The 16,226-nt window shown below is 66.4% G+C and carries 7 protein-coding genes; all 7 read left to right on the top strand.

Annotated features, from left to right (window positions below; genetic code table 11):
• The 7 genes from B9N72_RS12730 to B9N72_RS12700 all read left to right on the top strand — a co-directional run bounded on the left by B9N72_RS12730 (position 1) and on the right by B9N72_RS12700 (position 16,223).
• Positions 1 to 2,214, top strand: coding sequence for a hybrid sensor histidine kinase/response regulator (locus B9N72_RS12730; protein WP_085276764.1), 2,214 nt, complete (start codon positions 1 to 3; stop codon positions 2,212 to 2,214).
• 24 nt (positions 2,215 to 2,238) lie between these two features.
• A complete protein-coding gene (locus B9N72_RS12725; RefSeq protein WP_085276763.1) occupies positions 2,239 to 3,255 on the top strand; it encodes a chemotaxis protein CheB in 1,017 nt (338 codons plus the stop codon).
• Between the two features lie 25 nt (positions 3,256 to 3,280).
• Positions 3,281 to 6,499 carry an EAL domain-containing protein gene (locus B9N72_RS12720; protein ID WP_085276762.1) on the top strand — a complete coding sequence of 1,073 codons (3,219 nt, stop codon included), beginning with the start codon at positions 3,281 to 3,283 and terminating at the stop codon, positions 6,497 to 6,499.
• A gap of 349 nt (positions 6,500 to 6,848) precedes the next feature.
• Positions 6,849 to 10,211, top strand: coding sequence for a DUF748 domain-containing protein (locus tag B9N72_RS12715; protein WP_234985976.1), 3,363 nt, complete (start codon positions 6,849 to 6,851; stop codon positions 10,209 to 10,211).
• 232 nt (positions 10,212 to 10,443) lie between these two features.
• Positions 10,444 to 13,293 (top strand): adenosylcobalamin-dependent ribonucleoside-diphosphate reductase, encoded by a 2,850-nt coding sequence (locus B9N72_RS12710; protein ID WP_085276760.1) that lies wholly within the window; start codon positions 10,444 to 10,446, stop codon positions 13,291 to 13,293.
• Positions 13,294 to 13,873: 580 nt separating this feature from the next.
• Positions 13,874 to 14,098 (top strand): hypothetical protein, encoded by a 225-nt coding sequence (locus B9N72_RS12705; protein ID WP_085276759.1) that lies wholly within the window; start codon positions 13,874 to 13,876, stop codon positions 14,096 to 14,098.
• 154 nt (positions 14,099 to 14,252) lie between these two features.
• Complete coding sequence (locus tag B9N72_RS12700) at positions 14,253 to 16,223, top strand: MATE family efflux transporter (RefSeq protein ID WP_085276758.1); 1,971 nt, start codon at positions 14,253 to 14,255, stop codon at positions 16,221 to 16,223.
• Positions 16,224 to 16,226 lie beyond the last annotated feature (3 nt).

Here is a 16,226-nt window from a genome sequence, read left to right as displayed (position 1 = left end):
ATGGCCATCGATCGTGAAGCCCTGCGCCAGCGTCTGCTGAGCAGCTTCCGCGAGGAGGCGGCGGAGCGTCTGGCCGTGCTGGAGCACGAACTGCGGCGCTGGCAGCAGGCGCCGCCGCAACAGGAATCGCTCGAGACGGTGTTTCGCGAAGTACACAGCCTGAAAGGGGCGGCGCGTGCGGTCGGGCTGAGCGAACTGGAGCGTCTGAGCCATGCCTGGGAGACGCTGCTGTCGGCGTTGCAGCGCGGGCAGCTGGCGTTTCAGCCGCTGCTGAGCGACGTCTCGCGCGATGTTCTGCGCCTGTTGCAACGCGCCCACGCCGGTGAAACGTTGGCCGAAGCGCAGTACGGCGAGCTGTGCCGGGCCCTGGAGGCCGTGGCCGCCGGGGAGCCGCCGCCGCCGCGCTCGCCCCTGCCGCGGATGAGCGTGGCGCCGCCGGCCGAAGCGCCGCGGAGTGTCAGCGACAGCGTGCGGGTGCCGGTGCATTTGCTCGACGCCTTGCTCTACCACGGCGAGGAGCTGACCCAGAGCAAACTCGAGGCGCAGGCCCTGCGCCAGCAGCTGCGTGCGGCGCAGCTGGATTTCCAGGCGCTGAAGCAGCGCCGCACCTCGCTCGCGTCGCTGCTCCGGCTGCTGCGGGAGAACCTGGCCGACGGCGTGGCGCCCGCGACGGACACGCTGCAGGGCCTGCTCGACTACCTGGATTGGAATCAGGACCAGCTCGACCGTCTGCACTTCAACAGCAACCAGCAGGCGCGTGCCGGCACGCATCTGGCGGCCGGCCTCGCCAGCCTGAGCGACGGTTTCACCCAGGGCCTGCAGGAGGTGTTGCAGCTGCCTTGCCAGACCCTGCTGGACGGTTTGCCGCCGCTGGTTGAGGACCTGGCACGCCAGACCGGCAAACGGGTGCGGCTGGTGCTGCCGGACACCGTCTTGCAGGTGGACAAGCGCATTCTGGATGAGCTGCGCACGCCGCTGCACCACCTGCTGCGCAACGCCATCGACCACGGCATCGAGATGCCGGCGGCGCGCCTGTCGGCCGGCAAGGCGGAGAACGGCACCCTGACGCTGGACATCCGGCAGGAGCCGGGCAGCCGTTTCGTGCTGCGGCTGCAGGACGATGGCGGCGGTATCGACGCCGCGCGGGTGAAGGCTAAGGCGGTGGAGCTGGGTTTGCTCACGGCCGGTGAGGCCCGGCAACTGGATGAGGCGCAGGCCCTGTCCTACATCTTCGAATCCGGGCTGTCGACCAGCCGGCTGCTGACCGATCTGTCCGGGCGCGGGCTGGGGCTCGCCATCGTGCGCGAGGCGGTGGAGAAGCTGGGCGGGCGCATCAGCGTGCACTCCGAGCCCGGCCGCGGCTGTGAGTTCTGCCTGCGCCTGCCTCTCAGCCGCTCGTCGTTCCGCGCCGTGCTGGTGCGGGTCGGCGAGCGCCTGTTCGGCATGCCGGTGCAGGCGGTGGAGCGCACCTTGCGGGTGCCGCGTGCGGCACTGCGGCGCGTGGAGAACAAGGTCACGCTCAGTCTCGACGGGCAGGTGCTGCCGCTGTGGTCGCTGGCCGAAGTACTGGGGCTGGAGCCGGCCGGGGAGGGCGGGGGAGAGGTGTCGCTGCTGCTGCTGGGCGCGGAGGGGATGCGCTACCTGCTGCAGGTCGACGAGTTGCTGGGGGACCAGGAAATCACGCTGAAGTCGCTGGGGGCGCAGCTCAAGCGGGTGCGCAACCTGCTCGGCGCCACGGTGCTGGGCGATGGCACGCTGGTGCCGGTGCTGCACCCGCAGGATTTGCAGCGCAGCGCGCTGTCTTGCGCCGGTACCGCCTTCGCCGCCACGCCGCCCGAGCGTCGCGTGGCGCGGCCGCGCATCCTGGTGGCGGAAGATTCGTTTACCTCGCGCGGCCTGCTGAAGGCGTTGCTGGAGAGCGCCGGCTACGAGGTGCAGACCGCCAACGACGGGCTGGATGCCTGGAACGCCCTCAAGCAGGCGCAGTTCGACTTGCTGGTGTCGGATATCGAGATGCCGCGGCTGGACGGTTTCGCCCTGACCAGCAAGATCCGCGCCGACCGCGCCCTGACCGAGCTGCCCGTGGTGCTGGTGACCGCCTTGCAGTCGGCCGAAGACCGGGCGCACGGGCTGGACGTCGGCGCCAACGCCTACCTGGTGAAAAGCGGACTGGAGCAGGATACCTTGCTCGACGCGGTGAAGCGCCTGCTCTGAGCGGGGTGCCAAGGGGAGAGTCCCATGCGCGTGATGGTCATCGACGATTCCAGCGTGGCGCGTCAGTTGCTGCGCAGCCTGCTCGAGAGCGAAGGGTACGAGGTGGTCGAGGCCGACTCCGGCCTGCAGGCGCTGGAGCTCGTCGCCCGGGTGCAGCCGGACCTGGTCACCATGGACGTCCACATGCCCGGCCTGGACGGCTTCGACACCACCCGGCGGCTGCTCGAGGGCTATGCGGTGCCGGTGGTCATCGTCACCGCCAGCGCCAACACCAAGGAGGCCGGGACGGTCATCCGGGCGCTCGCCGCCGGGGCGCTGGCGGTGGTGGAAAAGCCGCGCGGGCCGCTGCACCCGCAGTTCTGCCCGCATGCCGCGCAACTGATCCAGACGCTGCAGCGGGTGCAGACGCTCACGGTGCGCCCGCCGCCGCCCGGGACGGCTGCAGCGGGGGCCGACCCCGCGTGCTGGGACAAGCCGATCCGGCTCGTCGCCATTGGCGCTTCGGCCGGCGGCCCCGCCGCGCTGAAGGTGCTGCTGGGCGGCCTGAATTCGCCCTGTCCGTGGCCGATCCTGCTGGTGCAGCACATCGCCGGCGGCTTTCTCGACAGCCTGCGCGACTGGCTCAGCCTGCAGTCGACGCTGCCGGTCCACATCGCCCGGCCGGGCGAGCCGCTGCAGCCCGGCCACCTGTACCTGTCGCCGGAGGCGCACCATCTGGCGGTGAGCCGCGATTTGCGCTTCAGGCTGGGGCGTTGCGAGCCGCAGGATACGGCCTGTCCGTCGATCTCCCATCTGTTCGACGGTCTGGCCGACGAACTGCAGGGGGAGGTGCTCGCCATCCTGCTGTCCGGCATGGGGCGCGACGGCGCGGCGGCGCTGGCCCGCCTCAAGGCCAAGGGGGCGCTCACCCTGGTGCAGCAGCCCGACAGCGCGGTGGTGAGCGGCATGCCCGCCGCCGCGATCGAACTGTCGGCGGCGTGCCGCGTGCAGTCGCCGGAAACCATGGCATTGACGCTCAACGGCCTGATGCGGCAAGCCTGAACCATTGCTTATCGAGAGGCAGCCCATGTTGCAGGGAACCGATATTCTGATCGTCGAAGACAGCGCGACCCAGGCGCTCCAGTTGCAGGCCCTGCTCGAAGGGCACGGCTGCCGGGTGCGGGTGGCGCGCGACGGTTACCAGGCCTTGCGCGAGGTCGCCGGGCAGCCCCCCACCATCATGATCAGCGACATCATGATGCCGGGGATGGACGGCTACGAGCTGTGCAGCCAGCTCAAGGCGGATCCGGCTACGGCCATGATCCCCATCATCCTGGTCACCACCTTGTCGGACCCGCGCGACGTCGTGCGCGGCCTGAGCTGTGGCGCCGACAACTTCATCCTCAAGCCCTACGACGAAAAATACCTGCTGTCGCGCATCCATTACTTCCTGGCCAACCAGGCCTTGCGCCAGCCCGAGCGCGCGGCCGTCGGCATGGAGGTGATGCTGGAGGGCGAGCGCCACTTCATTACCTCGGCCCGCCAGCAAATCCTCGACCTGCTGATCTCGACCTACGAGCAGAGCATCCAGCTCAATCAGGACCTGCAGGCCAAGCACGCCGAGCTGTCGCGCTCCCACGCCCTCTTGGACGGCCTGTTCCGCTTTTCGGCCGCCATGTCCGCGGCGCAGACCGAGCATGACGTGATCGGGCGGGCGCTGGAGGAGGTGCTGGCCTTCCCGGACGGCGCCGCCGCCTGGCTGCTGCTGGCCGACACGCAGGCCCTCGACGAACCGATGCAGCTGGCGGGGTGGAATGGCCCGCTGGACGAGCCCGCCTTGCGCCGCGCCATCGCGGACGGCTGTCCCTGCCTTTACGCCGGCCGCCAGGAGGAGTTGCGTCAGGCGTTCAACATCGCGCAATGCCCGGCCCTGAGCGGCGCCGGGGAAGGGCACTGGCACGCCTGCAGCCCGCTGCTGCTGGGGGACGAGGTGATCGGGGTGCTCAACGTGCTGCGGGCCGGCCGCGTGCCGTGGGACGAGCCGGCGCTGGACGCCTTCACCATGATCGGCCGGCAGCTGGCGGTGGCGCTGACCCGGGCCCGGATGTTCGAGAGTCTGGAGTCGCAGGTGGCCGAGCGCACCCGCGACTTGCGGAGCGAGATGGGCGAGCGCGCACGTGCCGAGGCGGCCTTGCGCCAGAGCGAGGCGCTGCTGCACAAGGTGCTGGAGACGCTGCCGGTCGGGGTCTGGGTGACCGACGAGAAGGGCGGAATCCTGCTGCATAATTCCGAGGGGGAGCGCATCTGGGGGGCCAACCCGGGTCCCGAGCCGCAACGACGCTGGTATGGCCCGCAGGGCCAGCAGATTGCCACCGACGACCGCGAGCTGCTGCGCACCATCCGCCACGACGGCACCGTGCACAACCCGGTGCGCCAGATCGTGTCGTTCGACGGCGCGGCGCGCACCGTGCTCGACGCCGAGGTGCCGTTGACCGACGACGACGATCAGGTGCGGGGCGGCATTCTGGTCGAGCAGGACATCACGGCGCAGCAGGTGATCGACCTGGAACTGCGCGTTCGCCAACGCGCCATCGAGGCCAGCGTCAACGCGGTGCTGATCACCGACAACCGCCGTCCGGACAACCCCATCATCTACGTCAACCCGGCCTTCGAGCGCATCACCGGCTACGCGCGCGCGACAGTGATCGGACGCAACTGCCGCTTTCTGCAGGGCCGTGACACGGCCCAGCCGGAGCTGGCGGCGATCCGCCGCGCGCTGGAGAACCGGCACGAAGGCAAGGCGCTGCTGCGCAACTATCGCAAGGACGGCTCGATGTTCTGGAACGAGCTGCGGGTGGCGCCGGTGCGGGATAGCCAGGGCGAAGTCAGCCATTACATCGGTGTGCTCAACGACGTGACCGAGGCCAAGCGCTATCAGGAGGAGCTGGAACGCCAGGCCAACTTCGATACCCTGACCGGCCTGCCCAACCGCAACCTGCTGCAGGACCGGCTGGGCCAGGGCATCGCCGTGGCCAGGAGCAAGGACGAGCGTTTCGCCGTGGCGCTGCTCGACCTGGACAACTTCAAGTACGTCAACGACAGCCTGGGCCATACCCTGGGCGATGCGCTGCTGATCGAGGTGGCACGGCGCATCGAGAGCAGCGTGCCGGCGCTGGCGACGGTGTCGCGGCTGGGCGGGGACGACTTCGTGCTGCTGCTGCCCGGGGTGAAGACCGTCGAGCAGTTGGACCACGCCCTCAAAAACGTCACCGACCAACTGAGCCAGCCGATCGAGCTCAGCGGCACCGAGCTGTTCCTTTCCGCCAGCATCGGCTGCTGCTTCTACCCGGACGACGGTAACAGCGTCGACGAACTCTTGAGCAACGCCGACACCGCCATGTACCAGGCCAAGGCGCTTGGCAAGAGCCAGGTGCGTTGCTTCGCGCTGCACATGAACGACCGGGTGCAGCGGCGGGTGGAGCTGGAGGGCGCCTTGCGCCGGGCCATCGCGCAGGACGAGTTGACGATGCACTACCAGCCGCAGCTGGACCTGCAGAGCGGCCGGCTGTGCGGCTTCGAGGCGCTGCTGCGCTGGCGCCGGGGGGAGCGGCTGATCTCCCCGCTCGAGTTCATCCCCATCGCCGAGGAAACCGGGCTGATCCGCGAGATCGACCGCTACGTGATCCGCGCGGTATTCCGTCAGGTCGAAGAATGGCGCGCCGAGGGGCTGGACCCCGGCGAGGTGGCGATCAATATCTCCGCCCTGAGCCTGCAGGAAGCCGGCATCGTGTCCTATATCGCGGCTGAGATGACCCGCCGCCGCCTGCCTCCTGACATCATCAAGCTCGAGGTCACCGAGAGCCTGCTGATGAAGAACGTCGATACCGCGCAGCAGGTGATGTCCGAACTCAAGGCGCTGCACCTGAAGTGGTCGATCGACGATTTCGGCACCGGCTACTCGGCGTTGAGCTACCTGCGCCGCTATCCCTTCGACCAGCTCAAGATCGACAAGAGCTTCATCGACGACGTCAACGTCAACCCGGAAAACGCCTCGGTCACGCGCGCCATCATCAGCATGGCGCGTTCGCTGCGCATCGCCGTCATTGCCGAGGGGGTGGAGAACAACGAGCAGCTGGGTTTCCTGGTCGAGGCCGGCTGCGACCAGATCCAGGGCTACTTCTATTCGCCGCCGCTGACGGCCGAGGCGTGCCGGCAGTGGCTGATCCACCGCGGGCCGCCCGGCCCGGACGAGGCTTCGGCCAACCCTGCACGCCGCCACGCCGGCAACGACACGCCCGCCGGCTGACGCTGCCGCTGCGGCCGTGGCGTGCTGCTGGCGGCGCTCGCTCCGCCTTCGCTTCCGCGCTTTGCCCCGTGCCCGCCGGCGATCCGGCCATGACGCGTTTTCATCCGGTCGGGCGGGGTGGCGGCGTCCCCAGGGGGCGCCTGCGGCATCGCCGGGCTCATGGCTGTGACGGGAACAATCGTGACGCGGGCCAGTCTCGTCATATCGATGTCGCGCCCCCCTCCCGACCATACGGGCGCATCACGCCCGTCGTTCCGAGCGGGGTATCGCCTCGCCGGCGGGCGGATGGGCGCTGAAATCGACCGGGCAGGCTGTCATAATGACAATGAAAACAACAAGGGGTTATGCCGTGAGCGAACGTGAGCAGGACAAGGGCGTGACGAAGCGCCGCCGCTGGCCGTACTGGGTCGGCGGCGGCGCGCTGGCACTGGTGGCGGCGAGCTGGGGGGCGCTGGCCTGGGTGGTGCCCGATGTGGCGCGCAACGCCGCCGCCGACTGGGCGCAGGGCAAGGGCCAGAAGCTCAGCATCGGCGCGATGAAGATCGAACCGTGGTCGATGAAGGTGGAGCTGGGCGACGTGCGCTTGGCCGAGGGCAACGGTGCGCCGCTGTTCACCGCCCGGCGCCTGGTGCTCGATGCCGAGCCGACCGCGCTGTTCATCGGCCGCTGGCGCGCCGCGCTGTTCCAGCTCGACAAACCGCAGTGGTTCGTCGAGCGCAACGCGCAGGGCGAATGGAACTGGGCGCGCTTCATCAAGGCGGTGAGCGGTCCGGCCAAGCCCGCCGCCGAGAGCAAGGGCGAGCTGCCCAAGCTGGTGCTGGACCTGCTGCAGCTCGACGGCGGCGAAGTGCGCATGGTCGATCGCTTCGGCGGCGAAACGCGCTCGTTCGAGCTCAAGCCGGTCAACCTGACGCTGAAGGAACTGAGCACGTTGCCGGTCGACGGTGGCTACACCCTGACCGCCGCGCTCGGCGACGGCGCGCAGCTGGTCTGGAAAGGCAACGTGCGGTTGCAGCCCTTGCAGTCGTCCGGCGAGGCCAAGCTCGACAAGCTGACCCTGGCCAGCGTCTGGCCCTACGTACAGCCGTTCTTCCGCACCGCCGCGCCGCAGGGCGAGCTGGCCGCCAGCGCACGCTACCAGTTCGACCTGAGCGGCAAGACGCCGCAGCTCAAGGTGGCGCCGTTCAACGCCACGCTCAGCCAGCTGCGTCTCGCCGCCCCCGGCGGCGGCAGCACGTTGGCACTGAAGCAGCTGGCGCTGGAAGGCGGTCGCTTCGATCTGGCCGGCTCCAGCGTGGATATCGCCCGGCTGCGCCTGGCCGACGGCGAACTCTCCGCCCGGCGCAACGGTGCCGGCCAGCTCGACTGGCTCGCCGCGCTGCCGCCCGCCAAGGCCGAGACGGCCCCGGCCACGCCGTCGCCATGGCAGGTCAAGGTCGGCGAAATCCGCGCCGAGAACTGGCGCTACCGTTTCGGCGACGCCGGCTTCGTCCAGCCGCTCGAGGTGCAGGCCGCCATGCCGCTGTTCAGCGCCCAACTGGACGTCGGCCCCAAGGACGGCGTGGTGCTGAGCAAGCTTGGTACGCAGCTGGCGGACATCGGTGTCGGCGCCGCCGGCAGTGCGCCCGTCATCCGGCTCGCCACGGCGGCGCTGGCCGACAGCGAGCTGCGGCTGGCCCGGCACGAGGTGCGGCTCGGGGCGCTGACGCTGGGCGGCCTGGAGGCCGACGTCGAGCGCAATCGCCAGGGCACGATCAACCTGCAGCAGGTGTTCGCCAAGTCTTCGGCCAACCCTGCGGTCAAACCGGCCGCCGCCGCGGGCGACGCTCCCGGCTGGAAGCTGCACTACCCCACTGTGACGCTGGAAAACGGCCGCCTCAACTGGCTCGACCAGACCCTGCCGCGCCCGCTGCGCGCCACCCTGAGCGAGCTCGCCGTCAGCGCCGCGCCGCAAGACTCGGGCGCGCTGGCGCTGGACGTGAGCAGCCGGCTGGAGTCGGGACGGCTGGCGGCCAAGCTGACGCTCGCGCCGGATGGCGCGGCGCTGGGCGGCAAGATCACAGCCAGCGCCGTACCGCTGGCGCCGTTCGCCCCGTACGCGCTGAGCGGCACCGTGCTGAAACTGGCCGGCGGTACCCTTTCGGCCAACCTCGACGTCGACGCCGGCAGCAAGGGCTGGAAGGTGGGCGGGCAGGGGGCGCTGAACCGCTTCTCGCTGCTCGAGCCCAACAACCGCCAGCCACTGCTGGCCTGGCGCCAGCTGGCGCTCAACGGCCTCAGCGCCAGCAGCGGCACGCCGCTCAAGGTGCAGCTGCGCGAGGTGCGCCTGAGCGACCCGGTGGCGCGGCTGATCCTCAACCAGCAGCGCCAGCTCAACGTCAGCAACCTGCTGGCCGGCAAGCCCGCGGCCGCCCCTGCTGCCGCCGCAGCTTCGGCTCCAGTCTCTGCCCCGGCCCCGGCCCCGGCCCCGGCCCCGGCCAACCTTCCTGTCAAGGTCGAGAAGAAGGCTACGCCGGCCGCCGGTAACGCACCGCAGGTCGAGGTGCGCACGGTGCACGTGCAGGGCGGCGACATCGAGTTCGCCGACCTCGGCATGAAGCCCAGCTTCGCCACGCGCATCCACAACCTGCGCGGCTCGATCCAGGGTTTGTCGAGCCAGCCGGGGCGGCGCGGCACGGTGACGCTGGACGGCGACGTCGACCAGTACGGCGACGTGCGCGTGCGCGGCGCGCTGGCGCCGCAAGCGGTGACCGACGACGCCGACATCACCCTGGCGTTCCGCAACATCCCGCTCACCAGCCTCAACCCGTACTCGATGAACTTCGCCGGCTGGAAGGTCAACGACGGCCGGCTGTCGGTCGACCTGCGCTACCTGCTCGACAAGCGCCAGCTCAAGGCCGAGAACCGCGTCGTGATCGACTCGATCCAGCTCGGCGAAGAAGTGCAGGAGCCCGGCGTGACGCGCCTGCCGCTGCGCCTGGCCGTCGCCCTACTGGAAGACAGCGACGGCCGCATCGACCTCGACCTGCCGATCAGCGGCAGCCTCGACGACCCGCAGTTCAGCTACGGCCGCGTGGTGTGGAAGGCCTTCGTCAACGTCATCACCAAGATCGTCACCGCGCCGTTCCGGGCGCTGGGCGCGCTGATGGGCAACGAGGGCTTTGACGAAGTGCGCTTCGTCGCCGGCGAGGCCAACGTGGCGCCGCCCGAGCGCGAAAAACTCGACAAGCTCGCCGCCGTGCTGGTGAAGCGCCCGCGCATGACGCTGGTGCTGGCGGGCACCTACGACCCGGCGGTGGAAACGCGCGAGCTGGCGCGTGCTCGCATCGACCGCGCCATCCTGCAGGCAGCCGGCCACAAGCTGGAAGCGGGCGAGCCGCTGCCGCTGCCCGACCTCGACGACCCCGCGGTGCAATCGGCGGTGAAATCGGTCTTCGCACAGCGCATCGGCCGGCTTAAACTGGTGCAGCGGCTGCTTTCGCTGCCGGACAACGTGGCGCGCTACAAGACGCTGCGCGAGCAGCTGATCGCCGCCGAGCCGGTCTCCGAAACCGAGCTCAAGGCGCTGGCCCAGGCCCGCGTCACGGCGGCGCGCCAAGCCATGCTCAAGACCGACCCGACGTTGGCCGAACGGCTGACGCTGGGCGAGGTGAAGCGGGTCAAGGCCGACGGTGACGGGGTGGCCCTGGCCATCGCGCTCGGCAGCCGCTGAGCGCCGGAGAACGATCGGCGGTACGCCGCGCCGTTGGCGCAGGATGGGGGAGCTGTTCTCCACCCATCCTGCGAAACGCCGTTCCCGCGTCCGGCGGGATGGCGCGCTCACAACGATTTCTTGCCCTCGCTCCAGCCACCGAGGGAGCTTGACCAACATCAACGCCCGGCCGCGCTGGATAGCGTGAAATGCCGGTTTTGCCGCACCGAATGCCAGTTAGGGAGGGGGAGTAGTGAAACAGGAAAACGTGGCCGCCATGAGCGAACAGGCCATCTCGCGTGAAGTGCTGCTGGAGAAATACGCCAAGGGCGACGAACAGAGCGTCGCCGACGTGCGCCGCCGCGTGGCGCGCGCCCTGGCCGGCATCGAGGCCGAACCCGCGCGTTACGAGGCGGCGTTCTTCGACGCGCTGCAGCGCGGCTTCATCCCCGGCGGCCGCATCAACTCCGCCGCCGGCACCGAACTCAAGGCGACGCTGATCAACTGCTTCGTGCAGCCGGTGGGCGACGCCGTCAGCGAGAGCGAGGGCGGCAAGGTCGGCATCTACGAGGCATTGCTGCAGGCGGCGGAAACCATGCGCCGCGGCGGCGGCGTCGGCTACAACTTCAGCCGCATCCGTCCCAAGGGCGCGCGCGTCAAGGGCACCCACAGCCGCGCCTCCGGCCCGGTATCGTACATGCGCGTGTTCGACCGCAGCTGCGAAACGGTGGAATCGGCCGGCTCGCGGCGCGGCGCGCAGATGGGCGTGCTCAATATCGAACACCCTGATGTCGAAGACTTCATCCATGCCAAGGACCAGGGCGACCTGAAGAACTTCAACATCTCGGTCGGCGTCTCCGACGCCTTCATGCAGGCGGTCGATGCCGACGGTCCCTGGCAGCTGGTGCACGCCGTTGAGCCGGCCAGCGACGCCTTCCCCGAGGCCTTCCGCCGTGACGACGGCCTGTGGGTGTACCGCACCGTGCGCGCCCGCGAGCTGTGGCGCCAGATCATGGAATCCACCTACGACCACGCCGAGCCGGGGGTGCTGTTCCTCAGCCAGATCAACCGCGACAACAACCTCAGCTACTGCGAGGTCATCGAGTCGACCAACCCCTGCGGCGAACAGCCGCTGCCCGACTACGGCTGCTGCGACCTGGGCTCGATCAACCTCGCCGCCTTCGTCGAGCACCCCTTCACGCGCCGCGCCCGCTTCGACTTCAAGGCCTTCGAGACCGTGGTGCGCAACGCCATCCGCATGCTCGACAACGTGCTCGACCTCACCGTCTGGCCGCTGCCCGAGCAACTGCGCGAGGCGCAGGCCAAGCGCCGCGTCGGTCTCGGCTTCACCGGGCTGGGCGACGCGCTGATCCTGCTGCAGATCGCCTACAACAGCCCGCAGGGGCGGCAGATGGCGGCCAAGTTCGCCGAAGCCATGCGCGACGCCGCCTACGACGCCTCGGTCGACCTCGCCATCGAGAAGGGCGCGTTCCCGCTGTTCGATGCCGACAAATACCTCGCCGAACCGCACTGCGCCAGCCGCCTGCCCGAGGCCATCAAGGCGCGCATCCGCCAGCACGGCATCCGCAACTCGCACCTGCTGTCCATCGCCCCCACCGGCACCATCTCGCTGGCCTTTGCCGACAACGCCTCCAACGGCATCGAGCCGCCGTTCTCGTGGTATTACACCCGCAAGAAGCGCATGGCCGACGGCTCGCAGCAGGAATACCGCGTCGAAGACCACGCCTACCGCCTCTATCGCCTGAACGGCGGCGACGTCGAGAAACTGCCGCCGTATTTCGTCTCGGCGCTGGAAATGAGCGCGCTCGACCACATGCAGATGGTGGCCGCGGTGGCGCCGTTCATCGACACCGCCATCTCCAAGACCGTCAACGTGCCGGCCGACTATCCCTTCGACGACTTCGAGCACCTCTACCTCGAAGCCTGGAAGGCCGGCCTCAAAGGCATCACTACCTACCGCCCCAACAGTGTGCTGGGCTCGGTACTGTCGGTCGAGCCGGCCCAGGCCGCGCCGCAGGACCTCCTGGCGAGCCAGGAAGGTGACCCGGACCGCCGCATCGCGCTGGTCAGCACCCCGAGCCCGGCGCTCGCCAGCCTGAAGTGGCCGCACCGCCCGCGCCTCAAGGGCGGCAACCCGTCGTGGACCTACATGATCGAGCACGACGACGGCGCCTTCGCCGTGTTCGTCGGCCACGTCGAAAACGGCCACACCCAGCCCTTCGAATGCTGGGTCAACGGCAACGAACAGCCACGAGGTCTCGGCGCCCTGGCCAAGACCCTGTCGATGGACATGCGCTGCCGCGACAAGGCCTGGCTCGCGCTCAAGCTCGACGCCCTGGCGCACACCATGGGCGATCGGCGCTACACCCTGGAACTGGGCGAGCGCACGCTGCATGCGAGTTCCGCCGCCGCCGTGCTGGGCCAGGTGGTGCGCCACCGTGTCGAGCAACTCGGCGCGCTCGACCTGCACGCCGACGACACCTCCCCGGTGATGGACGCGCTGTTCGCCAAGAAAGAACCCAAGACCGGCACCGACGGCACCATGAGCTGGTCGGTGGACGTCAGCAACCCGCAAACCGGCGACGACTTCGTCTTGTTCCTGAAAGAACTGGTGCTGCCCGACGGCCAGCGCCGCCCGTTCTCGATGTGGCTCGCCGGCAGCTACCCGCGCGAGCTGGACGGCCTGTGCAAGATGCTGAGCCTCGACATGCGCGTCATCGACCCGGCCTGGATCGGCATGAAACTGCGCAAGCTGCTCAACTACGCCGAACCGCAAGGCGACTTCTTCGCCCGCGTGCCCGGCAGCGACAAATCGCAAAGCTGGCCCTCCACCGTCGCCTACGTCGCGCGCCTCTTGATCCACCGCTTCGCCATGCTGGGCCTCCTCACCGAAGACGGCGTGCCGGTCGAGAACATGGGCGTGATGGTGCCGGAGCAGGGCGACCTGTTCGACAGCGTGCAAATGGAAACCGTCGCTCCCGTCGCCGGCAAACCCTGCCCGGAATGCGGCCACCACGCGCTGATCAAGAAGGACGGCTGCGAATTCTGCACCGCCTGCGGCCATATAGGGGCGTGCGGCTGAGGTTTGGGCTCGCTTGAGGTGTTGGACCTGTGAGTGACAGCATAAGCTGCGACTAAATGTCTCTTTGCTTGCGATGTGGTTTTATAACAGTGCCCTACGATCTATTGATCGTGGGGCATTCTCTTGTTGGCGATGGATTTTCCACGTGAAAAAGCTAGGTAATCCAAAGAGTGTAATCGATACAGCCTGGCAAACTTGTGGAATCTGATCAAGCTCGTAACTCAGATGTAAGTGACCGTATAAACTGCGACTTGATCGGAAAGAATAAAGTCTGTCACGACGATGACATGATCAGCTTGTTGCTTGTAGCGCTAAACAAAGAGGCCCGGAAGGGTATCTTTTCATTTGCGATTGCTTGGTTTGATGAGTCGCAAGGGTAAGGTTCGAAAGGGCAGGTGGTCGGCCACAGCAGTCATTCACTGCAGCAACTGAGGAAGGCCGCTTAAGGCTGCGAGCAGCCTTTCACGTCCTACCACTGAAAGACCGTTGCGACCGGAAGCAGTACCTTGATGAAGATTTCATGGACGAACCCAGTTACAAGCCGATACGATAGGCCATTGTCATCTGGTAGTGCCATGCTATGAAGCTCATCTCTACCAACACAGTCCTTAACTCAAACTTACTGCGACTCATTAAGAAATATGACATTACCATTTTTGGCGCGGCATGGGCATCCTCAGATCTATGGGATGACGGCGCCAACCTCAAAAAGTTGGCTCAAGATGTCGGCATGAAGCGGCCTGACAAGCTGGATTACGGACGCTACTGGGCAGAAGTTGTGGAGCGTCTTCAACAGGCACCATGATGGCAGTCACCAGAGCCCAAGCAACAGAGCGAAGCCAAGGTTTGGCATGCCCGTGCTGCTATGCTGGATGCAATCTTCTACGAAGCTAAATAAGAGGCGTAGGAATGTTTGAACCAATTGAGCCACTCCAATTAAGCTGCACAAATTTATACGCATGAAAAAAAAAGAAAGCCTCGACGCTGGTTTTACCTTTGCCCATGCTGGATTTAACGAGCTTCAAAACAAATTTCTAAACGAAGCACTTGAAAACTACCGCAACAACGTCAGAGATGCCATCCGTCGCAAGGATGGATTGATCTCTGACCAGTCGCTGAGTGTGAAGCAGGGGCTGGTGGCGGAGGCCCATCATGCCGAGTCATACAACATTCGTGCCGCATCGCAGGGTAAAAACAACCACCGGGCATCGCGTGACACCGGCGTTCACAACGATCCGAAGACAGACATTCGTGTCAAAACGCCTGATGAGACCGTTGACTTTCAGCTCAAATACAATGGGGATGCGGACCAAACGGCTGCTCAGATGTCCCACCCTGACTATGACGATGTAGGCAAAGTCGGCCCCGCAGAGCAAATCGGTGGCATCAAAGAATCTGCCAAGCGCCGCGCTCAGCGCAACCAAGAGACTCGTCCTGAAGTCTCCAAGAGCAACCAGCACACTGCAGACAATGTCGATGACAATATCTCAGCGGGCGGAGTTTCAAGCGATCCATTGAACCGAAAGGGCAAAGGCGGCTCTGAGGACCTGACCAAACAGGCCGAGTCCAACCCTGATGGTCCCGAATACGCGCATGAAGGCGAAGTCCGCATGGACTTCAACGCCATGCAGTACCGTAATGCCATCAAAAGTGGGCTAATTTCTGGCGCCTGCATGCAGGCTGCAACTGAGCTTTATGACGTACTCAACTCAGACAAGAAGCTTACCCAGGAAGAGTGCATGGCTATTGGCAAGCGTATTGCTACGAACGCAGTCGAAAGTGCGGGCAAGGCTGCGCTGGTCACCGGCATTCAGCACGTTGGTCAGGCGATGGTCGATTCAGCCAGTCAAGCAGCAAGGCAGGCCGCTGCGAAGTCGGCCACAGGCGCCGCCGCTAGCGCTGCGACATCAACCGTTGGTAAGCACTTGGTCAAGGGCAACGTCGCCGCAGTCGCCGCAACGATTGCAATTGATCTGGGCAATAACATCTATGCCTTCGCCAACGGCGAGATCGATAGCGTGGAGTTTGCAGCGGCAACGATTGGCAGCTCCGTGCAGGCAGTAGGTGGAACGCTTGCGTACAGCGCCGGGACCGCGACCGCTGCATTCATGGGCCAGTACGTGGCCGCGGGCATTGGGCAAACCGCTGTGCTTGGCACCACGCTTGGTGCACTTGGCCCCATCGCAGTCGGCGCAGTGTTCGCCATTGGCTTCTCGGTGGCAGTGGGCGCGTACACGAACCACTTTTCGTCCATTGGACAGGAAATAGCTATCGCGGACATCAAGTACGCAGCCGATCAGCTTGGATGCGGAAACATTACGCTCACGGAGTACACCGGGGTGGTGGGCACCATGACCGAGTTTTCGTTCCGCTGGACAGACATCTTGCCGTTCGCTGGCGCGATTTCAGTTTTCTCGGAGTATGGCTCTCGCAAGCGACAGCTCCAGTCGGTTCGCTCCGAGATGTACTCCCGCATGGACGCACTCGACGAGCAAGAACGCTTGCAGATGGCTGAAATGCTCAAGCAGTTCGACAACCACATTGCTGAGATCGAGCGCAACTACGAACACGCTCGCCAACAGCTGTCAGAGCAGGCCTTTGGCCAATTCGACCAGATGCGCGAAGCCTTGGATCAGCACCTGGAGATGAACTACGTGATGTTCGCGCCCATCCGCAAGAGTCATCAGCAAGACGTTGCGAGCATGGACATGACCAAGAAGCTCGAAGAGGAACATCAGTCCAAGATGAAATCATACGAGGATGAGTTGAACAACTTGGCCCGCTTTATGAACTATCAGTTTGGCACCTCTCCCGAGGATCAAAAGGCCCGTTCGATCATCGAAAAGACGCTTAGAAGCCGACTGGAGCTGCTTGTGCCGGCCAGAACTGGATTCGATAAGGCATGCGAATTTTTGTTGATCGAAGGGTGAGAA

This window comes from Pseudogulbenkiania subflava DSM 22618, from assembly GCF_900177275.1.
Classification (GTDB): domain Bacteria; phylum Pseudomonadota; class Gammaproteobacteria; order Burkholderiales; family Chromobacteriaceae; genus Pseudogulbenkiania; species Pseudogulbenkiania subflava.
The sequence above is the reverse complement of the archived record's forward strand: the minus strand, read 5'-3'. Positions and strand labels throughout refer to the sequence as shown.

What these genes read in the sequence shown, in the direction of transcription:
- B9N72_RS12730 (WP_085276764.1), top strand. Translation starts at nt 1, where the DNA reads ATGGCCATCGATCGTGAAGCCCTGCGCCAGCGTCTGCTGAGCAGCTTC.
- B9N72_RS12725 (WP_085276763.1), top strand. Translation starts at nt 2,239, where the DNA reads ATGCGCGTGATGGTCATCGACGATTCCAGCGTGGCGCGTCAGTTGCTG.
- B9N72_RS12720 (WP_085276762.1), top strand. Translation starts at nt 3,281, where the DNA reads ATGTTGCAGGGAACCGATATTCTGATCGTCGAAGACAGCGCGACCCAG.
- B9N72_RS12705 (WP_085276759.1), top strand. Translation starts at nt 13,874, where the DNA reads ATGAAGCTCATCTCTACCAACACAGTCCTTAACTCAAACTTACTGCGA.
- B9N72_RS12700 (WP_085276758.1), top strand. Translation starts at nt 14,253, where the DNA reads ATGAAAAAAAAAGAAAGCCTCGACGCTGGTTTTACCTTTGCCCATGCT.